The following is a 17,849-nucleotide window of genomic DNA, read 5'->3' as shown; positions in this document are numbered from 1 at the left end:
TTTCTCAGCAGCCCCTTGCATCGGAAACCGGAATGCGCAATAAGCCGAACCGTAACGTACGGTACGCCTGTGAGCGACCGGAAAAGCGGGACAGAACGTGCTGCAGGCAGGCGCCGACATCGATAAGAGCGAAACGCTGACCGAGCGCCAGCAGGCGGTTCTGGATGCGGCGCTTCGCCTGTTAGTCGAGGAGGGCGACAACCTCACCATGACCGCGGTGGCGCGGCGGGCCAGCTGTTCCAAGGAAACGCTCTACAAATGGTTCGGCGACCGCGACGGCCTGCTGACGGCGACGGTGCAGTGGCAGGCCTCCAAGGTGCGTGTGACACCGGTCGACCGCAAGGGGCTCGACCTCGCGTCGCTGACGGCAAGCCTCGAACGCTTCGCCTCCGACTGGCTCAAGGTGATCTCCAGCGATACGTCGATCGCGCTCAACCGTGTGGCGGTCGGCCATGCCGGCTCCGGGAAAGATGACCTCGGCGCCATCGTGCTGCAGAATGGCCGCTTCGCGCTTGCCAGGCGGCTGAAGCCGGTGCTTGAAGCCGGCCGGCAGGCAGGGCTGCTCGATTTCGAGGACGCCGAGACGGCGTTCCGGACCTTTTTCGGCCTGGTCGGCCGCGATGTGCAGATCCGTCTGCTGCTCGGCGACCGGGTGGAATTGACTGAGGCGACAATCGGCGGCGATGCCCGCCGCGCGACGCAGCAGTTTCTCGCTCTCTTCGGAGCAAACAACCGGCTGCAAAGCCTCTGATCTTCAAAAGGGAAGGAAGACCAAAATGCGTGTCTATTACGATCGTGACGCCGATCTCAATCTGATCAAGGGCAAGAAGGTCGCCATCATCGGCTATGGCAGCCAGGGCCGGGCGCATGCGCTCAACCTCAAGGATTCCGGCGTCAAGGAGATCGCCATCGGTCTCAAGGCCGGCTCGGCGACCGCAAAGAAGGTCGAGGCCGACGGGCTCAAGGTGATGAGCGTGGCGGACGCCGCCAAATGGGCCGACCTGATGATGATGGCGACGCCCGACGAATTGCAGGCCGACATCTACAAAAACGAGATCGCGGCGAACATCCGCGATGGTGCGGCGATCGCCTTCGCGCACGGCCTCAACGTGCATTTCGGCCTGATCGAGCCGAAGGCCTCGGTCGACGTCGTCATGATCGCGCCGAAGGGCCCGGGCCACACGGTGCGCGGCGAATACCAGAAGGGCGGCGGCGTGCCGTGCCTGGTCGCCGTTAATCAGGACGCTTCGGGCAACGCGCTCGACCTCGCGCTCTCCTATGCCTGCGGCGTCGGCGGCGGCCGTTCGGGCATCATCGAGACCAACTTCCGCGAGGAGTGCGAGACCGATCTGTTCGGCGAGCAGGTCGTGCTGTGCGGCGGCCTGGTCGAACTGATCCGCGCCGGCTTCGAGACGCTGGTGGAAGCCGGCTATGCGCCGGAGATGGCCTATTTCGAGTGCCTGCACGAGGTGAAGCTGATCGTCGACCTGATCTATGAAGGCGGCATCGCCAACATGAACTACTCGATCTCGAACACCGCCGAATGGGGCGAATATGTCTCGGGTCCGCGCATCATCACCGCCGAAACCAAAGCTGAGATGAAGCGCATCCTGAAGGACATCCAGACCGGCAAGTTCACCTCGGAATGGATGCAGGAATATCGGGCCGGCCTGTCGCGCTTCAAGGGCATCCGCCGCAACAACGACAGCCACCAGATCGAGGAAGTCGGCGCCAAGCTGCGCGCGATGATGCCGTGGATCGCCAAAAACAAGCTGGTCGACAAGGCGAAGAACTAAGGCGACTCACATCTTTTGCCTGCGCGTCCTCGGGCTTTGCCCTGCGGTTGCGCGGGCGATCGCCAACAACAAGCTGGTCGACAAGGCCAAGAACTAAGGCGAAGTTTCGTGTCAAATTATCAAAGCCGGCGGATCGATCCGCCGGCTTTTTCGTTGCGGGGTGCGCAGCGTTGCCGCTGCTCAACCGTAGTGCCAGTGTGGCTTGGGCTCGGTGCCGGTGAACTCGACGCCGATGCGATCCTCGCGGCGCCAGCGCACCACCGCCTTGTAGCCGATGCCGTCGACCGGCACGTAGAGCAGGAATTCGTCGGGCACGCGCGCATCGATCGGCACTTTCAGCTCCGCGCCGTTCGCATGCATGTTGCGCACCGTGCATCTGACCTCGGAATTGTTGATGCCGGTCAGGATCGCCGCGCCTTTGAGCACGCGTTGCCTGTGTTGATTTCTGTGTTCGTTTTCGGCCATGGCGAGCACGTCTCGCACCCCGTTCGCGCGAATCGTCATATTGAGAGACATCGGCATGGATGAATAGCCGCCGCCGATGAATTTAGGGTTATCGGCCGATGGCGGGCACAGGTTGCGGCAAATAAAACGGCGCCCGCGATGGGCGCCGTCTCATCCTTCCTGCCGACGGGCTCAGATATAGGGCGAGATGCACTGCCGGCGCGGGCCGTAGTTGGGCTGGAACGTGTTGTCCCAAGCCCGATAGGACCGGTAGCGGTCGTAGCACCATTGGACATGGGCCCTGGAAAGCCGCTCGGTCCGGTAGATGCGCCGCGGCTGAACGTAGCGCGGGTAAGGATCGTAATAGTATGGATCGTAGTAGTTGTTGTAGGCGAGGCTACCCAGGCCCAGGCCTAGCCCCAGCCCCAGAAGGGCGGCGTCGCCACTATCGAAACCCCGATGGTGGCGATGATGCCGCCAGCGCCAGTCGCCGCCATCCCAGTTGCGGGAGAAATGACGAGAGCGGAAGTCGTCGCCGCGCCATCTGAAATCCCGGCCCCGCCAGTCGCCACCGCGCCGCCAGCGCCAATCATACATCCCCCCCCGGTCGTTGCCGCCGGCCCAGCTGTCGCGGATGGGTATGATGGTTGCCGCCGTGCTGGTTGCGGTCGACAGATCGGGTTGCAAGATCGGGCCGGCCACCGACGGTGCCGTCACGCCGGCAACGAAACCCAGGGCCAGGAGCCCGGATCGAAGGGAAGAGAAAAGCGGTTTCATTTCACTCTCCAAGGAGTAAAGGCCCCACGCCCAGCACCCCCGGGAAGAGGCCTATTGTTGGAACTTTCCGTCTGAACGGAGGATGAACAGAAAGGTTCCATCAACCATAACGAGCATCGGCCTGGCTCTTGTTTTCGCTCGCGCTTGCGGGCAAAGGTCACGGCCATGTCGCTGCGCCTCGCCACCTTCAATGTCGAGAACCTGATGAACAGGTTCGATTTCTCGGGCTATCGCAACCAACTCAATGAAGACCGCACGCTGGCCCTGTTCGACATCCAGAGCGAGGCCGAATACCGCATCCTCGAACAGGCCCGTACGATCGCCCAATCCGACGACACCCGTCAGCTGACGGCGCTCGCCATCGCGGCCACCCGCGCCGATATCATCTGCATGCAGGAGGTCGACAATATCGAGGCGCTGAAGGCCTTCGAATATGGCTATCTGTTCAAGATGGTCGGGCAGGGCTACCGGCAGAAATACACCACCGCCGGCAACGACACGCGCGGCATCGATGTCGCCGTGATGATGCGCAACGAGACCGCGCAAGGGCAGCCGATCGAATTCGTGCGCATGACCAGCCACGCCTATGTCACCTTCGAGGAGTTCGGGCTGTTCACGCCGGAACTCGCCACGTTCGGCTATCTTGCCAATGAACGTATCTTTCGCCGCGATTGCGTGGAGATCGACCTGAGGGTCGGCGGCGCGCCGCTGACCCTCTATCTCGTGCATTTCAAATCCATGGGTCCGCCGCGCAACGGGCTGAATGGCCGCGAGGCGTCGATGCCGCTGCGCATCGCCGAGGCGCAGGCAGTGCGCCGCATCATCGAGGAGCGTTTCGGCAAGGACCACGCCGCCGACAAGCGCTGGGCGATCTGCGGCGACCTCAACGACTACCGGCAGCGCGTGAAGATCGAGGGCGATGCCATCGACGGCTACCGTTTCAAGGTTGTCGACGAAACCCGGTCCTCGATCGATGTGCTTACCGCCGGCGGCTTTTGCGAGAATGTCGTCGAGCGGCGGCCGGAGATGGATCGCTGGAGCTTCTACCACACGCGCGGCCCGGAGGAGCGGCATCTTTGCCAGCTCGATTATATCCTGCTGTCGAAGGCGCTGGCGGCGAAGAATGCCACTGCCGTTCCCGACATCATCCGCAACGGCCAGCCCTGGCGCACCATCTTCCCGCCCGGACAAGAGGTCGAGCGTTTCCCGCGCGTCGGGTGGGACAGGCCGAAAGCGTCGGACCATTGTCCGATTGCGATCACCCTGGACATGGCGTGACCCTCTTGAGTTTCGATCTGCCACGCAATGTCATCCTGCCGCTCGATGCGGTCGACGTCCGCCTCGATCCCGGCCCGCATCCCTTTGCGCGCAGCAATGCGGCAGCCATCGCCGAGAACTGGCGGCAGGAGATCGCCGCCAATCCGGCATTGTTCGACGGCGCCGTGGTGCTGCTTTCCCAGCTTGCCTACCGCGACGGCCGCCTCGTCGGCCGCTGCCATGCGGTGAACTATTCGACGTTCCTGCTGTGGCGCAGGCGGCGCGAGAATTCCGGCGCCGAGCACGCCTACGCGCATGCCGTGCTGGTTGCCGGCGACAATGCGCTGGTGGCGATCCGCATGGGGCCGCACACGGTCAATGCCGGCCGCGTCTATTTCGCTGCCGGCTCCTTCGAGCCGATCGATTTCCGCGACGGGCTCGTCGATGTCGACTTCAACATGATCCGCGAGGTGAGGGAGGAGACCGGGCTGGACCTTTCGACGGCCGAGCGCGGACAGCGCTATCACGCGCTATCGACGGCAAGCGGCACGGTGATCTTCCGCCGCTACCACGTGGCCGAACCGGCCGACGAGCTGGCGCGGCGCATCACCGCCTTCGTCGCCGCCGAGACCGAGCCGGAGATCGAGGGGCCGGTGATCATCCGCCACGCCGGCGATCTGCCCGATGGCTTGATGCCGCACATGAAGCCGCTGGTCGAGTGGCATTTCGGCGGCGGCCGTTAGCAGCACCCAGCCGCTCTCTCCGCGCTGCGTCACCGCAAGATCGGCGCACAGGCGCAGAACGCTGCCTCTGATTATTCGTGCCGCAGCGCGTCGATCGGGTCGAGCCTTGCGCCGCGCAGCGCCGGGAAGAAGCCGAACACCATGCCGATCAGCGCCGAGAAGCCGACGGCGAGCAGGATGACGGCGGGGCTTGGCGCGAAGGGTATCGTCAGCGCCATCGAGGCCATGCCGGCCAGCGACAGGCCGATCAGGATGCCGATGATGCCGCCAAAGAGCGACAGCACCGTCGCCTCGACCAGGAACTGGATGAGGATGTGCTTTTCGTGCGCGCCGATGGCCAGCCTGATGCCGATCTCGCGCGTGCGCTCGGTGACCGAGACCAGCATGATGTTCATGATGCCGATGCCGCCGACCAGGAGGCTGACGCCGGCGACGGCGCCCAGCATGCCGGTCATGGTGGTGGTGGCGCTGGTCATCGCATCGGCGATCTGGGTCATGTCGCGGATGGCGAAATCGGGATCGCGATCCGGCGTGATACGGCGCGTGTCGCGCAAAATGTCCTCCACGCGCGGCTGCAGCTCACCGGTCGGCGTGCGGTCGTCGGCGGCGATATAGATGTTGTCGATGTCGCGGTTGCCGGCGATGCGTCGCTGATAGGCGTGCAGCGGCATCAGCACGACATTGTCCTGGTCCTGGCCGAAGCCGGTATAGCCCTTGGGCTCGAGCAGGCCGATGATCTTGCAGGAGGTGCGGTTGACACGGATGATCTCGCCCTCCGGATCGCCGGCGCCGAAGAATTGCTGTCGCACGGTTTCGCCGATCAGGCACACACCGGCGCCGGCGCGCGTTTCGGAATCGCTGAACGGCCGCCCGGAGACCAGTTTCCAGTCGCGGGCGTCGAGATAGGCGCTGTCGGTGCCGGTCACGCCCGAAGTCAGGCTTTCGGTGCCGAAGATGACGCGGACCTGCTTTTGCGAGGCCGGTGAAATCGCGCGGGCGCCGCTCAGATGCGCGACGAGCGCCATGACATCCTTTTCGGCCAGCGGCCGCACCGCCTGGTCGAGCCCTCCCGGTCCGCCGGGTCCTGCCGGCCGGCCGGCGCGGACGACGAGCAGGTTGCTGCCGAGCTTGGAAATATCGGCCTTGACCTTCTCCGTCGTGCCGGAGCCGATGGTGAGCATGGCGATGACGGCGGCGACGCCGATGACGATGCCAAGCAATGTCAGGAAGGAGCGCAACACATTGCGGCGGATCGAGCGCAGCGAGAGGCGGACAGTTTCCCAGATCATGCTGCTTCCTCCGCTTTCAAAGTATCGGAGGCGACATGGCCGTCGAGGAAGCGGATTGTGCGGCCGGCATAGCCGGCGACGTCGGCCTCATGGGTGACCATGACAATGGAGAGACCGAGCTCGGCATTGAGCCTGGTCATCAACTCCATGATTTCATGCGTACGCGCGGTGTCGAGATTGCCGGTCGGTTCGTCGGCGACCAGCAGCGTCGGCCTGGTGACGATGGCGCGGGCGATCGCCACGCGCTGCTGCTGGCCGCCCGAAAGCTCGGCCGGCGTGTGATGCTCGCGCCCGACAAGCCCGACCTCGGCCAGCGCCTGCATGGCGAGATCGCGGCGCTCGCGCGCGGCGACGCCGCGATAGATCAGCGGCAGCTCGACATTTTCTGCCGCGGTGGTGCGCGGCAGGAGATTGTAGCCCTGGAAGACGAAGCCGACATAGAGGTTGCGCAAAAGCGCGCGGCGGTTGCGGTCGAGCCGTCCCGCATCGATGCCCGTGAAAGAGTAGGTTCCGGCTGTCGGCGTATCGAGGCAGCCGATGATATTCATCGCCGTCGATTTGCCCGAGCCGGAGGGACCCATGATGGCGACGAATTCGCCGCGCCGAATGGCGAGATCGACGCCGGCCAGCGCGTGCACGCGAGCCTCGCCCTCGCCATAGCTCTTCCAGACCTTGTCGAAGGTGATGAGCAGGGGAGCCGACATTTCGTCAGCTCCGCTGCTGTGCGCCGGTGATGACCTCAGCGCCCTCATCGAGGCCGGACGTGATCTCGGTCAACTCGCCGTCGGTGGAGCCGATCCTGACGTTGACCGGGTGCGGTCGGCCGTTCTCCAGCACATAAAGCGTGCGCGAGCCGTCGGTCGGCGCCTTCGTTGCCTCGGCTTGGCGGTTCGGGCGGCCCATTCGGCCGGTGAAGAGGTCGCGCAAGCTCCAGCCGCGGGCGGTCTGTTGCATCGGGCGATAGCGGAAGGCGGTCGACGGGACGGTAAGCACGCCCTTGGCCTGCCGGGTGACGACCGACACCGTTGCCGTCATGCCGGGCCGCAAGAGAAGCTCGCCATTATCGACTTCGAGCCGCGCTTTGTAGGTGACGACGCCGTCGGTGGTGACCGAGGCGTAGGAGATGTCGCGGATCTCGGCGTCGAAGGGTCGGTCCGGGAAAGCGTCGACGGTGAAGCGCGCGTGCTGGCCGGGCTTGACCTGGCCGATATCGGCCTCGTCGACGGCGGCCTGCAATTCCATGTTCCTCAGGTCGGCGGCGATGACGAAGAGCACCGGCGCCTGAAGCGAGGACGCGACGGTCTGGCCGGGATCGACCGAGCGCGTCAGCACGATGCCATCGATCGGCGCATAGATGGTGCTCTTGGCGAGATCGGTCTGCTGCGCCTTGAGATCGGCCTGGGCGATGGCGAGATTGGCTTCGGCGCTGTCGAGCGCCGCCTTCGAGCGATCGCGCGTCGCCGTCGCCGCTTCGAGCGATTGGTCCGTCGCCATGCCGCGCTTGGTCAGCGCGCTTGCGCGCACGACCGCGTTCTCGTTCTCCTGCAGGGTAACCTTGGCGTTCTCGACGCTTGCTGCCGCCGCCTTGGCGGAGGCGGTGGCGCGTTCGATCTGGACTTCGAGCTTGGCGGTGTCGAGCCTCGCCAGCACGTCGCCCTTCTTGACCTGCTGATTCTCATTGACCGCGACCGAGCGGACGATGCCGGAAAGCTCGCTGGAGATGTCGACCTGGGTCAGCGGCTGCAGCGTGCCGGTGGCCGATACCGCGACGGTGAGGTCGGCGATCGCCGCGGGCACGGCGGTGTATTCGATCCTGGGAGGTGCTGCGGCATACCATCGATAGAGGGCAATGCCGGCGGCGATGATCGCTATCGCCAGCAGCGCGTAGAGCCAGAAGCGGCGACGTTTGCGGCTTACGCCCTTGCGGTCGAGCCCGAGCGCTGCCTCTATGGAAGTACCGGATTCCGCGTTTGGCGGATTGACAAGCTGGTCCACGCCGGACCCCTATGCTGAAAATGGATGTCCCTATCCGTCCACAAATCAGGCCTTGAGGTTCGAATTTCAAATTAAATTTCCCTCATGTTTGGATTGAGGCAGAAATTCGGGGCGAGGCGAAAGGTTTTCTCCATGGCGCGCAATTACTTGCTTTACGATGTGTTTACCACCGAAAGGCTGGCCGGAAATCCGCTTGCGGTGGTGCTGGATAGCGACGGGCTCGACACTGCCGGCATGCAGGCGGTCGCGCGCGAATTCAATCTGTCCGAGACGGTGTTCGTGCTGCCCCCCGACAATCCCAAGCACCGCAACCGCATCCGCATCTTCACGCCCGACTATGAGATGCCTTTCGCGGGCCATCCGACGGTCGGCTCGGCAATCGCGCTGGCCGAACTCGCCGGGGAGGCCGCCGGCATTTTCGTGCTGGAGGAGAATATCGGACCGGTGCGCTGCGCGGTGAGCAAGCATGACGGCTCGACCTTCGCCGAGTTCGACCTGGCGAAACTGCCGGAACCCTTGGAGCTCAAGGCTGACCCGGAAGCGATCGGCGCGGCGCTCGGCCTTGCCCCGCACGAGATCGGCTTCGAGAATCACCGTGTCGCCTTCTGGTCGGCCGGCGTGCCTTATGTGACGATTCCGGTTGCCGGGTTGGAGGAGGCGGCCAAGATCAGGCTCGACAACCAGGCATGGTCGGAATTGGCACCCCGCAAGAGCGAATGGGCCTTCGCCAGCCCCTATGTCTATTGCCGCGAGACGGTACATCACGACAGCGCGTTCCATGTGCGCATGATCGTGCCCGGCACGCCTTCCTATGAGGACCCCGCGACCGGTTCGGCCGCGGCCGCCTTTGCGGGCGCCATCATGCATTTCGACGCCCCGACCGACGGCATCTCGCAGCTCTGGATCGAGCAGGGCCTGGAAATGGGCCGGCCCTCGCGCATCCGGCTCGAGCTCAATGTCGATGGCGGGAAACTGGCCTCCGCACGCATTGGCGGCCATGCGATCAAGGTGGCTGAAGGCAAGCTATTCGTGTGACACCTGCGGTAATTCAGCGATTTGTCGGGAAATGATCCGGCAGGGCCTAGACATCACCGAAAGCGGCGGCTATATGCGCCGCCGACGCTGGTTTTCCCGGCGGTGTGGGTGTGTAGCTCAGTTGGTAGAGCAGCTGACTCTTAATCAGCGGGTCCACAGTTCGATCCTGTGCACACCCACCAAATCTTTCAACCGCTTAAGAAGATTTCCGCTGGTTGGCTGGCGACGTTTTCCGCTTACGTCACAGGCTTGACTTGGCGATCTCCGCTGGCTCCGAAGCGCAGGCAGGACCAAGCAGTCTCGCAAAACCCACTCACAGCGACGCGCGCGCCCACTCGCGGACTGCGTCTTGGCTGGTGAGGTTGTAGAGATTGCACATGATGATAAAATTGATTGGGATAGCAGGCAAACCGGGGAGCGGACACCAGTGGACATGATTTTGCATTGGCTGGCAAATCCAATAACAACGCTGGCGATAGGTTTCGTTTTGGCGGTTGTAGCTAATATTCTGACGCCAAAGATATCAGGTATGATTTGGAGTAAAAAGAGAACTTTTAAAAGTTTATTTTCCAGGGCTGCGTGGATAAGTGAAGCAAGATACCTTGGTGCAACTCCATACTATCAAGCAAGGATAAATTATTTTGGATTTGTTATGGTAAGATGTGGTATATATGCAGCGATGCTGTCTGTATTTTTGATAGGGTTTTCGTTTAACTTACCGGATAAAGAATCTATATCTTTTGCTCAGAGGACTGTAACTTCTATTTCAATTATTTCTCTTGGGGGAATTGTGGCTTTGTTCCAGTATCTTCTAGGACGATTTGCAGTATTACACAGAAAAATGAATGAATACCTGATTTCTAGCGATGAGGCGATGGCCGAGATAGAGCAAGATATAAATAAAAAAGCTAATTTCATTGGCAAAGACGCAGCAGACTTACTTATCAGATTTGCGAGGGCTGAAGTGAGCGCGGCGGATGTGAAGGCAGCGTATCCTGACTTTGTTGCCAAGATACACTTTCATGGGCCGCTGGAACGCATGGACCTTTTCAACAGGCCCAATCAACTGGAGCCCATTGAGGGCCGCCCCCGGACGCTTAGGTGAGCAGGGCGGTCTCCACAAGCCACGTTGACCATCACGATGTGACGACGACTTGGCTGAAGCGCCGCCCATGGCGATGATCCTTGATGACGCTACCGAAAACGTAGTGATCAGGATCAGGTTTCGTCCCAATAGAACCGAGGCGGGGAGGTGATTCGCAGCGGCCGGCGTCATTCTGCAGGAGATACCTTCTCCGAAACACCGGCCCCGGAGAAGTTCGCCATCTCCATGGCATTCCAGCTCCGAGCGCACGATGTTCACGGCAAGGCAGGCGCCGGAGCCTTCGCTGAGTCGCGTGCCGAGATCGAGGCAGCGGCGGCCTATTGGATGGTTGGCCGGAGATAGGTGAGAATCGCCCGCGTTATGGCCAGGACACCGTCAACGGCATCGAAGTTCGTCTTGCTTTTGCCGACGATCCATTCGAGTTCGGGGGCTTGTGGTAGCCGGAGCGCGTCACGTGCGACCCAACCCGAAAGCGTGAAGAGATCAAGTGAGCGCGGTTCGCCGCTCGAATAGTAAGGAAATTGGAAAAACTGCCTTATTGGGCCGCCGTATCCAAGCTTGAAGGTCATGCTAACTGCTACCCGGTGGCCAAACCTGTCTTCAAAAGCTCCCCCAAAAGTAAGGTCCCTGGCATCGTAGTCGTGCCATTGCCCCGCTAACCCCAGAGAACTCCATCTGTTAAGCGTATGAGCCTTCAGCTCCTTACGGTTCGGAAATCTTGATTTTTCAGGATCAAAAGCGAGGGGTGGGTCGATGTAGCCTGTCTCGGCTCTCCATTCCTCCGCAGCACCGTGAAAATCTTCGAAAATCTCGACGATTTTCGAATCCATCGGCTCGCCCGAGCAACGTGAGATCCGCCACTGAGAAACAACCTCACGAATTTCTTCGATCGTATGGCCCGAGCGTTCTGCCCAATCCTCGGTGGCTAATATCCACGGCGAGTTGTATTTCAGCGCGGCAAAGGCTCCGCGTTTGCTGTCGAAATCTCGGATTATCCGAGCAAGACAGTCACGAAGCCCTTGTTTGGGGTCACCAAAAATTTGTGAGGGTTCGTTCATCAGCGCCCTCGGTGTCAGGCCAGTTTACTTCTCCGATACGCCCGCCTCGGCGAAGCTCGCCATCTTCGAATGACATTCCAGCGCCGAACGAACGATGTTGACGGCAAGGCAGGCGCCGGAGCCTTCGCCGAGCCGCATGCCGAGATCGAGCAGCGGCGGCAGGCCGAGCGCCTCGAGCAGGCGGCGGTGGCCGGCTTCGGCCGAGACATGGGCGGCGATGGTGTGGGCCAGCCCGGTCGGATGCAGCCTCGCCAGAGGTGCTGCGGCTGCGGTGCAGACGAAGCCGTCAAGCAGCACCGGCACGTTATTCTTGCGCGCGGCGAGTGTGGCGCCGAGGATTGCTGCCAGCTCGCGCCCGCCAAGGGCGGCAGCGATCTTCAGCGGGTCGGAGAGCGCATCGGCATGGCGCTTGAGGCCGGCCTCGATGGCCACGACCTTGCGCAGCAGCCCGGCATCGTCGACGCCGGTGCCGCGGCCGGTCCATTTTTCCGCGCCGCCGCCGAAAAGCGCCGTCGAGATCGCCGCCGCCGGCGTGGTGTTGCCGATGCCCATCTCGCCGAAGCAGACGAGGTCGAGATCCTTGGTTACCGTGTCGTAGCCGGCCGAGACGGCGGCGAGGAACGCCTTTTCGTCCATCGCCGGCACTTGCGTGAAATCGCCGGTCGGATGGTCGAGGTCGAGCGGGATGACGTCGAGCTTGGCGCCGGCAATGCGGGCAAGCTGGTTGATGGCCGCGCCGCCGCCGGCGAAATTCGCCACCATCTGTACCGTGACTTCCGAAGGATAGGCCGACACGCCCTGCGCGGTGACGCCGTGATTGCCGGCGAAGACGACGACCTTCACATGGTCGAGCTTCGGCATGTCGCGGGCCTGCCAGCGGCCGAGCCAGGCGGCGATCGCTTCCAGCCGGCCGAGACTGCCCTGCGGCTTGGTCAGCGTGTCCTGGCGCCTCGCGACGGCGCTGGCGGCCGCATCGCTGCCGGACGGGAGGTCGAGGCAGGCGGCACGCAGTTCATCAAGGGATCTGAAGGAGGTTGATTGGGGGGACATAGGGGGCAAGGTCTCCGAAAGTGAATCAGGAAAGGCAAATGGAAGCGACGAGCAGCACGGCGATCTCGCCGAGCTGCTGCAGCGCGCCGATCGTGTCGCCGGTCTGGCCGCCGATCTGGCTTAGGCAAAGCGCGCGGAACGCCATAAAGACCAGGGCGAGCAGAATGAGCGCCGCGATCGCGCCGCCAAGGCCGAGCGCCAGCAGCGCCACCGCGCCGATCGCGGCGCCGATGATGGCGGTCTCGGTGGTGACGGTGCCGGCGCCCGCCGACAGGCCGTCGCTGCGGGCCGGCGGCAGAAGATGCATGAAGGCGCCGAACAGGCCGCGCGAGCCGGCATGCGCGGCGAGCAGCGCCAGGAACACGTGGCCCGGACCGGCGAGTTCGGACAGGGCGCTCCAGCGGATGAGCAGCGAAAGCCCAAGCGCTGCGGCGCCATAGGCGCCGATGCGGCTGTCGCGCATGATCTCCAGTTTCCTGTCGCGCGTCCTGCCGCCCCAAAAGCCATCGGCGATATCGGAAAGCCCGTCCTCGTGCAGGCAGCCTGTAACGAGCATCGTCGCGGCGAGCGTGAGCGCCGCGGCCGGTGCAGTGGCGAGGCCGAAGACGGCGGCGATCGCATAGACGAGCGCGCCGATGATCGCCACCGCGAGACCGGCGAAGGGCGCCGCCCAGATCGCATCCGCCAGGCTGCGGCCGCCGAAATCGCTCGAGGGCAATCTCAGCCGGGTGAAAAAGACAAGGCTGAGGCCGATATCGTCAAGCACTTGCCGGGGTGCGGAAGGACCGCTCATGCGCCCCTCGCAATTGCATGGAAGAAGGTGCCGCTGACATGACCGCGCCGGTAGCCGGAGGCGCCGAGCGGGTTGCCCTGGCCATCGGCAAGGTCGGCCAAGGGGTCGTCGTTGCCGGTGCCAGTCATCTGCGCATAGTGGAATTCGTGCCCCCGGATCAACGTGCCCTCCGGTCCCAACGGGCAGGCGGCACGCAGCCGCGCCTCGCGGTAGCCGAGATTCATCTTGCGTCTGGCAAAGCTGGTCGAATGGCCTAGCAGGCCGAGCATCTTATGGCTCTCGCCGTCCGCGTCTTCCAGCATTTCGCCCAGCACCATGAAGCCGCCGCACTCGCCGTGAACCGGCTTCGTCGCCGCAAACCGCGCCATTCCGGTCTGGAAGTTCGTCGCGGCCGCCAGCTTGCCGGCATGCAGTTCGGGATAGCCGCCGGGCAGCCAGCAGACGTCGCAGTCCTGCGCGGGCGCCTCGTCGGCGAGCGGCGAGAAGGGCAGGATCTCGGCGCCGGCTTTGCGCCAATGCGTGGCGACATGCGGATAGAGGAAGGTGAAGGCCGCGTCCTCGGCCAGCGCGATGCGCTGCCCGGGCGGCCGCAAGGCATCGCCGAAGTCGCCAGCCGCCGGTTCCAGCGGGGATGCCAGCGCCAGGATGGCGTCGATGTCGAGCGACTTCTCGACCATGTCCGCCAGCCGGTCGAGATGCGCCATCAGGTTCTCGTACTCGCCCGCCTGGACAAGGCCGAGATGCCGTTCCGGCAGGTTGAGCGTCGGATCGCGCAGGATAGCGCCGACCACGGGCAGGCCGATCGCCTCGATGGCATCGCCGGACAGGCGGCGATGGCGTTCGCTGCCGAGCCGGTTGAGCACGACGCCGGCCATACAGACATCCGGATCGTAGGTCGCGAAACCCTTGGCCACCGCTGCCGCCGTGGTCGACTGGCCGGAAACGTCGAGCACCAGAAGCACCGGGAGGCCATAGAGCCGCGCCAGATCGGCGGCCGAGCCTGAGCGGCCTTGCGGGGCGGGGATGCCGTCGAACAGGCCCATCGCGCTTTCAAGGATAATGTATTCGGCGTCGTCCGCAGCCTCCGCGGCCAGCGCGTTGAGCAGGGAAGGCGACATCGCCCAGCTGTCGAGGTTGACGCCCGAGAGTCCGGTCGCGGCGGCGTGGAAGCCCGGGTCGATATAGTCCGGTCCGGACTTTGCGCCGCGCACTTTCAGGCCGCGCCTGGCAAGCGCGCGCAACAGGCCTATGGTGACGCTGGTCTTGCCCGAGCCGGAGCGCGGCGCGCCGATGATGATCGCGCGCGCCGTCATGCGCCGCCAGCCAATGCCGCGCGCATGGCGACGATGCCGCCGACCACGATCAGCGCCGGCGAAGCGAGCCCGGCGGCCGCGGCCTCGTCAGCGATGGTGGCGAGCGTGGCGACGACGATGCGCTCCTGCGGCGTGGTCGCCGCGACGATCACGGCGGCCGGGGTCGAAGGCGCGAGGCCGCCCTTGAGCAGCTTTGCCGCGATCGCCGGCAAATTGGCCATGCCCATATAGACGACGACCGGCTGTCCGGTGCGGGCGATCGCGGCCCAGTCGATGTCGTCCTCGGTGCCTGCTGCATGGCCGGTGGCGAGGATGACCGCCTTGTTGATGCCGCGCATGGTGGCGGGAATGCCGGTGGCGGCCAGCGCGCTGAGGCCCGAGGTCAGGCCGGAGAGCACCCGGAACGGAATTTCTTCGCCGGCGAGCGCCAGAGCCTCTTCGCCACCGCGTCCGAAAATATAGGGGTCGCCGCCCTTCAGGCGCACGACACGGCGACCTTCGCGCGCCAGCCGCACGAGAAGGGCGTTGATGTCGGCCTGCTTCATCGAGGGCTGGCCGCCGCGTTTTCCGGCGTAGAAAAGCTCTGCACTCTGAGCGACAGCCACGACGTCGGGCGAGACCAGCGCGTCATAGACCAGCGCATCGCATTGCCCGAGTGCCGCCAGCACTTCCAGGGTCAGGCAGCCGGGGTTCCCGGGACCGGCGCCGGCCAGCCAGACATGACCAGGCTCCAGTTCGCGCGGTTTGAAGTTCAGCCGCGCCAGCGCCTGCTCCACATTTGCCCGTCCGTTCGTATTGGCGCTGCCGTTCACAATCCGTCCCGTCCGCGAAAACGCCGCTGGTAGTGTGCGTCGTACAATGAGCTTTCGCCGAAATCCTGCGCTGTGAGCGCGCTGCCGACGAAGATGATCGCCGTGCGCTCCATCGGGTCTTCCGCCAGCTGTGCTTCGATGGTGCCCAGCGTGCCGGTCACGATGCGCTCGTCCGGCCAGGAGGCGCGGAAGACGACCGCGACCGGACACTCGGCGCCGTAAAGCGGCGTCAGATCCGCGACGATGCGGTCGATGGCATGGATTGCGAGATGGATGGCAAGCGTGGCGCCGGTGCGGCCGAAGCCGGCCAGCGTCTCGCCCGGCGGCATTTTCGAGGCGCGGCCGGAGACACGGGTCAGCACCAGGCTTTGCGCGAGTTCCGGAATGGTGAGCTCGCGGCGAAGTGCGGCCGCTGCCGCCGCGAAGGAGGGAACGCCAGGTGTCAATGTGTAGGGGATGCCGTGCTTTTCCAGCCGCCTGATCTGTTCGGCCACCGCGCTCCACACCGAAAGGTCGCCGGAATGCACGCGCGAGACGTCGTGCCCGGCCTTGTGCGCGGCGACATATTCGGCCTCGATCTCGTCAAGCGACATCGGTGCGGTGTCGATCAATCTGGTGCCGGGCGCGCAATGTTCGAGCAGCTCCGGAGCCACGATCGAGCCGGCATAGAGGCAGACCGGGCAACTGGCCAGGAGCCGGGCGCCGCGCAGCGTGATGAGATCGGCCGCACCTGGACCGGCGCCGATGAAATGGACCGTCATGGCGCATCTCCGCTGATGGCGATGGCGCAGGTGACCGGACCGAGCACGATGCGCGGTCCAAACAGTTTCGCACCTTTTCCGGCCGCGGCCAGGGCCGAGGCTTCCGAAACCGAAGGCGTGCCGGCCTCGGCCTGCGACGCGTCGGAGCGACTGACTGTGCCGGACGAGACGGATTGCAGTGCGGCGTCGGAGATGACGAGCACGGGGAGGTCGAGGTCTCGGGCGGCAAGGAAGATCGCCGGCTCATCGCGCTTGATTTCACCCGTCGCCAATGCAGAAAGCGCCGTCATCGTAAGCCCATGCGCCTCAAGCGCGGTCTCGATCGCGGCGCGAACGTCGCCCGCCGTCACACCTTTGCGGCTGCCGATACCTGCGACCATCATGGCTTGACCCAGCTCCACTGCGTGACCGGCATGGCCGGTCGCCACGCCTGCATCGAGCCGACAGGCGCCGCGCGCGACAGGGCGATGCGGGTCAGGTCGCCGCCGCGTCTGTTGTGCTGGTCGAGCAGCAGCGCCTCCATCTCCAGCGTCACCGCATTGGCGACGAGCCGGCCGCCGGGACGGAGCGCCTTGATTGCCTTCTCCAGCACGCCGGCATCGCTGCCGCCGCCGCCGATGAAGATGGCATCGGGCGTCTCCAATTTTGCCAGCGCCTTAGGCGCGGCGCCCTCGATCACGACGAGGCCGGGCACGCCGCAATGCGCGGCGTTGCGGGCGATGCGGGCGGCGCGTTCTGCGTTAGCCTCGATGGCGATGGCGCGCAGCGAGGAATGCGCCAGCATCCATTCAATACCGATCGAGCCCGAGCCGGCGCCGATATCCCAGAGCAATTCGCCGCGCCGCGGCGCCAGTGCCGACAGCGTGATAGCGCGGATCTCGCGCTTGGTGATCTGGCCGTCATGCTCGAACAGATGATCGGCAAGGCCGACGGTCAGAGGCAGGACGCGGGCATCCGGTGTTGATTCAATTTCAATCGCCAGCACGTTGAGCGGATTGACGTTTTCGAGATCGAAGGCTTCGGCGCGAGCGGTGCGGCGTGCCTCATCCTGCCCACCGAGTGCTTCGAGGACCGTCAGTCGCGAAGGGCCGAAACCGAGCTCGTCGAGCAGTGCGGCGATGGCCGCCGGCGCGTCGGCGTCGGAGGTGAGCGCCAGGATACGCGCGCCGGAATGGAGCAGAGGCCGGATCAGGTCGATCGAATGGCCGTGCAGCGAGATTGTCTCCACGTCATGCAATGCCCAGCCGAGACGGGACGCGGCCAGCGACAGAGACGAGGGCGCCGGCAGGACGAGCATTTGCTCCGGCTTGACCTTGCGGGCCAGCGTGGCGCCGACACCATGGAAAAACGGGTCGCCGGACGCCAGCACGCAGACCTTTTTGCCCGCGATCGCCAGCACGTCGCGCATTTCGGCATCGAAGGGCGTCGGCCACGGGCGCGCTTCGCCCTTGGCCAGCGACGCGACAAGGCTGAGATGCCGCTTGCCGCCGAAGACGATCTCGGCCTCGGCAATCCGCTGCTTGGCCTCGTCGCCGAGACCCGCTACACCGTCCTCGCCGATGCCGACGATGGTGAGCCATTTTGAGGCTGGCTTGGCGGCGCGCGGACCCTTAGCAGGCAT

The 17,849-nt window shown here is 64.3% G+C and carries 19 protein-coding genes, 1 tRNA gene and 1 pseudogene; 7 read left to right on the top strand and 14 right to left on the bottom strand.

Features of this window, described 5'->3' with window-relative positions; translation table 11 throughout:
* Positions 1–100: 100 nt before the first annotated feature.
* Positions 101–751, top strand: coding sequence for a TetR/AcrR family transcriptional regulator (locus tag LB553_RS21515; protein WP_263484168.1), 651 nt, complete (start codon positions 101–103; stop codon positions 749–751).
* Between the two features lie 25 nt (positions 752–776).
* Positions 777–1,796 carry a ketol-acid reductoisomerase gene (gene ilvC / locus LB553_RS21510; protein WP_224516313.1) on the top strand — a complete coding sequence of 340 codons (1,020 nt, stop codon included), beginning with the start codon at positions 777–779 and terminating at the stop codon, positions 1,794–1,796.
* A gap of 180 nt (positions 1,797–1,976) precedes the next feature.
* Here ilvC and LB553_RS21505 read toward each other — a convergent pair whose 3' ends face one another.
* Positions 1,977–2,261 (bottom strand): PilZ domain-containing protein, encoded by a 285-nt coding sequence (locus LB553_RS21505; protein ID WP_224516372.1) that lies wholly within the window; start codon positions 2,259–2,261, stop codon positions 1,977–1,979.
* A gap of 171 nt (positions 2,262–2,432) precedes the next feature.
* On the bottom strand, positions 2,433–3,017 hold the full coding sequence (locus LB553_RS21500; RefSeq protein WP_224516312.1) for a BA14K family protein: 585 nt from the start codon (positions 3,015–3,017) through the stop codon (positions 2,433–2,435).
* 165 nt (positions 3,018–3,182) lie between these two features.
* Here LB553_RS21500 and LB553_RS21495 point away from each other — a divergent pair, with 165 nt between their 5' ends.
* A complete protein-coding gene (locus LB553_RS21495; RefSeq protein ID WP_224516311.1) occupies positions 3,183–4,295 on the top strand; it encodes an endonuclease/exonuclease/phosphatase family protein in 1,113 nt (370 codons plus the stop codon).
* Positions 4,296–4,300: 5 nt separating this feature from the next.
* Entirely contained in the window at positions 4,301–5,017 is a 717-nt protein-coding gene (locus tag LB553_RS21490) for a hypothetical protein (RefSeq protein WP_224516371.1), read from the top strand.
* Between the two features lie 71 nt (positions 5,018–5,088).
* Here LB553_RS21490 and LB553_RS21485 read toward each other — a convergent pair whose 3' ends face one another.
* Genes LB553_RS21485 through LB553_RS21475 form a run of 3 tightly spaced genes read right to left on the bottom strand, consistent with a single transcriptional unit; the run spans position 5,089 to position 8,301 of the window.
* Positions 5,089–6,306 (bottom strand): ABC transporter permease, encoded by a 1,218-nt coding sequence (locus tag LB553_RS21485; protein ID WP_095764810.1) that lies wholly within the window; start codon positions 6,304–6,306, stop codon positions 5,089–5,091.
* The gene (locus tag LB553_RS21480; protein WP_095764811.1) at positions 6,303–7,010 is read right to left on the bottom strand and encodes an ABC transporter ATP-binding protein; all 708 of its coding nucleotides are present in this window, start codon (positions 7,008–7,010) and stop codon (positions 6,303–6,305) included. The genes LB553_RS21485 and LB553_RS21480 overlap by 4 nt, the downstream gene beginning before the upstream one ends.
* Positions 7,011–7,014: 4 nt before the next feature.
* Positions 7,015–8,301 carry an efflux RND transporter periplasmic adaptor subunit gene (locus tag LB553_RS21475; RefSeq protein WP_224516310.1) on the bottom strand — a complete coding sequence of 429 codons (1,287 nt, stop codon included), beginning with the start codon at positions 8,299–8,301 and terminating at the stop codon, positions 7,015–7,017.
* 132 nt (positions 8,302–8,433) lie between these two features.
* Between LB553_RS21475 and LB553_RS21470 the strand changes: the two genes are divergently transcribed.
* From LB553_RS21470 to LB553_RS21460, 3 genes are all read left to right on the top strand, one after another.
* Positions 8,434–9,336 (top strand): PhzF family phenazine biosynthesis protein, encoded by a 903-nt coding sequence (locus LB553_RS21470; protein WP_224516309.1) that lies wholly within the window; start codon positions 8,434–8,436, stop codon positions 9,334–9,336.
* A gap of 106 nt (positions 9,337–9,442) precedes the next feature.
* A tRNA-Lys gene (locus LB553_RS21465) sits at positions 9,443–9,518 on the top strand.
* 167 nt (positions 9,519–9,685) lie between these two features.
* A complete protein-coding gene (locus LB553_RS21460) occupies positions 9,686–10,441 on the top strand; it encodes a hypothetical protein (RefSeq protein WP_224516308.1) in 756 nt (251 codons plus the stop codon).
* Positions 10,442–10,608: 167 nt separating this feature from the next.
* On the opposite strand, the pseudogene LB553_RS30825 reads toward LB553_RS21460, so the two are convergent.
* The 9 genes and pseudogenes from LB553_RS30825 to cbiE form a co-directional block, all read right to left on the bottom strand.
* Positions 10,609–10,747 (bottom strand): annotated as a pseudogene (locus LB553_RS30825) (nicotinate-nucleotide--dimethylbenzimidazole phosphoribosyltransferase); the annotation flags it as partial.
* An 11-nt stretch (positions 10,748–10,758) separates the two neighbouring features.
* Positions 10,759–11,499: a hypothetical protein gene (locus LB553_RS21455; protein WP_224516307.1), complete on the bottom strand. Its 741-nt coding sequence runs from the start codon at positions 11,497–11,499 to the stop codon at positions 10,759–10,761.
* A 24-nt stretch (positions 11,500–11,523) separates the two neighbouring features.
* A complete protein-coding gene (gene cobT / locus LB553_RS21450) occupies positions 11,524–12,549 on the bottom strand; it encodes a nicotinate-nucleotide--dimethylbenzimidazole phosphoribosyltransferase (protein WP_224516306.1) in 1,026 nt (341 codons plus the stop codon).
* 25 nt (positions 12,550–12,574) lie between these two features.
* Positions 12,575–13,342, bottom strand: a complete 768-nt coding sequence (gene cobS / locus LB553_RS21445) for an adenosylcobinamide-GDP ribazoletransferase (protein WP_224516305.1) — start codon at positions 13,340–13,342, stop codon at positions 12,575–12,577.
* A complete protein-coding gene (locus LB553_RS21440) occupies positions 13,339–14,655 on the bottom strand; it encodes a cobyrinate a,c-diamide synthase (protein WP_224516304.1) in 1,317 nt (438 codons plus the stop codon). The genes cobS and LB553_RS21440 overlap by 4 nt, the downstream gene beginning before the upstream one ends.
* Positions 14,652–15,467, bottom strand: a complete 816-nt coding sequence (gene cobA, locus LB553_RS21435) for a uroporphyrinogen-III C-methyltransferase (protein ID WP_224516303.1) — start codon at positions 15,465–15,467, stop codon at positions 14,652–14,654. The genes LB553_RS21440 and cobA overlap by 4 nt, the downstream gene beginning before the upstream one ends.
* Complete coding sequence (gene cobM / locus LB553_RS21430) at positions 15,464–16,228, bottom strand: precorrin-4 C(11)-methyltransferase (protein WP_224516302.1); 765 nt, start codon at positions 16,226–16,228, stop codon at positions 15,464–15,466. The genes cobA and cobM overlap by 4 nt, the downstream gene beginning before the upstream one ends.
* Positions 16,225–16,611 (bottom strand): cobalamin biosynthesis protein, encoded by a 387-nt coding sequence (locus LB553_RS21425; RefSeq protein WP_224516301.1) that lies wholly within the window; start codon positions 16,609–16,611, stop codon positions 16,225–16,227. The genes cobM and LB553_RS21425 overlap by 4 nt, the downstream gene beginning before the upstream one ends.
* Positions 16,608–17,849, bottom strand: a complete 1,242-nt coding sequence (gene cbiE / locus LB553_RS21420) for a precorrin-6y C5,15-methyltransferase (decarboxylating) subunit CbiE (protein ID WP_224516300.1) — start codon at positions 17,847–17,849, stop codon at positions 16,608–16,610. The genes LB553_RS21425 and cbiE overlap by 4 nt, the downstream gene beginning before the upstream one ends.

The sequence above is a fragment of the Mesorhizobium sp. CA8 genome (assembly GCF_020164955.1).
In the GTDB taxonomy this organism is placed as follows: domain Bacteria; phylum Pseudomonadota; class Alphaproteobacteria; order Rhizobiales; family Rhizobiaceae; genus Mesorhizobium.
The sequence above is the reverse complement of the archived record's forward strand: the minus strand, read 5'-3'. Positions and strand labels throughout refer to the sequence as shown.

Excerpts from the sequence above, each read along its gene's own strand:
- LB553_RS21495 (WP_224516311.1), top strand. The coding sequence starts at position 3,183 with ATGTCGCTGCGCCTCGCCACCTTCAATGTCGAGAACCTGATGAACAGG.
- LB553_RS21440 (WP_224516304.1), bottom strand. The coding sequence starts at position 14,655 with ATGACGGCGCGCGCGATCATCATCGGCGCGCCGCGCTCCGGCTCGGGC.
- cobM (WP_224516302.1), bottom strand. The coding sequence starts at position 16,228 with ATGACGGTCCATTTCATCGGCGCCGGTCCAGGTGCGGCCGATCTCATC.
- LB553_RS21480 (WP_095764811.1), bottom strand. The coding sequence starts at position 7,010 with ATGTCGGCTCCCCTGCTCATCACCTTCGACAAGGTCTGGAAGAGCTAT.
- LB553_RS21470 (WP_224516309.1), top strand. The coding sequence starts at position 8,434 with ATGGCGCGCAATTACTTGCTTTACGATGTGTTTACCACCGAAAGGCTG.
- cobT (WP_224516306.1), bottom strand. The coding sequence starts at position 12,549 with ATGTCCCCCCAATCAACCTCCTTCAGATCCCTTGATGAACTGCGTGCC.
- cbiE (WP_224516300.1), bottom strand. The coding sequence starts at position 17,849 with ATGCCTGCTAAGGGTCCGCGCGCCGCCAAGCCAGCCTCAAAATGGCTC.
- LB553_RS21500 (WP_224516312.1), bottom strand. The coding sequence starts at position 3,017 with ATGAAACCGCTTTTCTCTTCCCTTCGATCCGGGCTCCTGGCCCTGGGT.
- LB553_RS21455 (WP_224516307.1), bottom strand. The coding sequence starts at position 11,499 with ATGAACGAACCCTCACAAATTTTTGGTGACCCCAAACAAGGGCTTCGT.
- cobS (WP_224516305.1), bottom strand. The coding sequence starts at position 13,342 with ATGAGCGGTCCTTCCGCACCCCGGCAAGTGCTTGACGATATCGGCCTC.
- LB553_RS21425 (WP_224516301.1), bottom strand. The coding sequence starts at position 16,611 with ATGATGGTCGCAGGTATCGGCAGCCGCAAAGGTGTGACGGCGGGCGAC.
- LB553_RS21505 (WP_224516372.1), bottom strand. The coding sequence starts at position 2,261 with ATGGCCGAAAACGAACACAGAAATCAACACAGGCAACGCGTGCTCAAA.
- LB553_RS21485 (WP_095764810.1), bottom strand. The coding sequence starts at position 6,306 with ATGATCTGGGAAACTGTCCGCCTCTCGCTGCGCTCGATCCGCCGCAAT.
- ilvC (WP_224516313.1), top strand. The coding sequence starts at position 777 with ATGCGTGTCTATTACGATCGTGACGCCGATCTCAATCTGATCAAGGGC.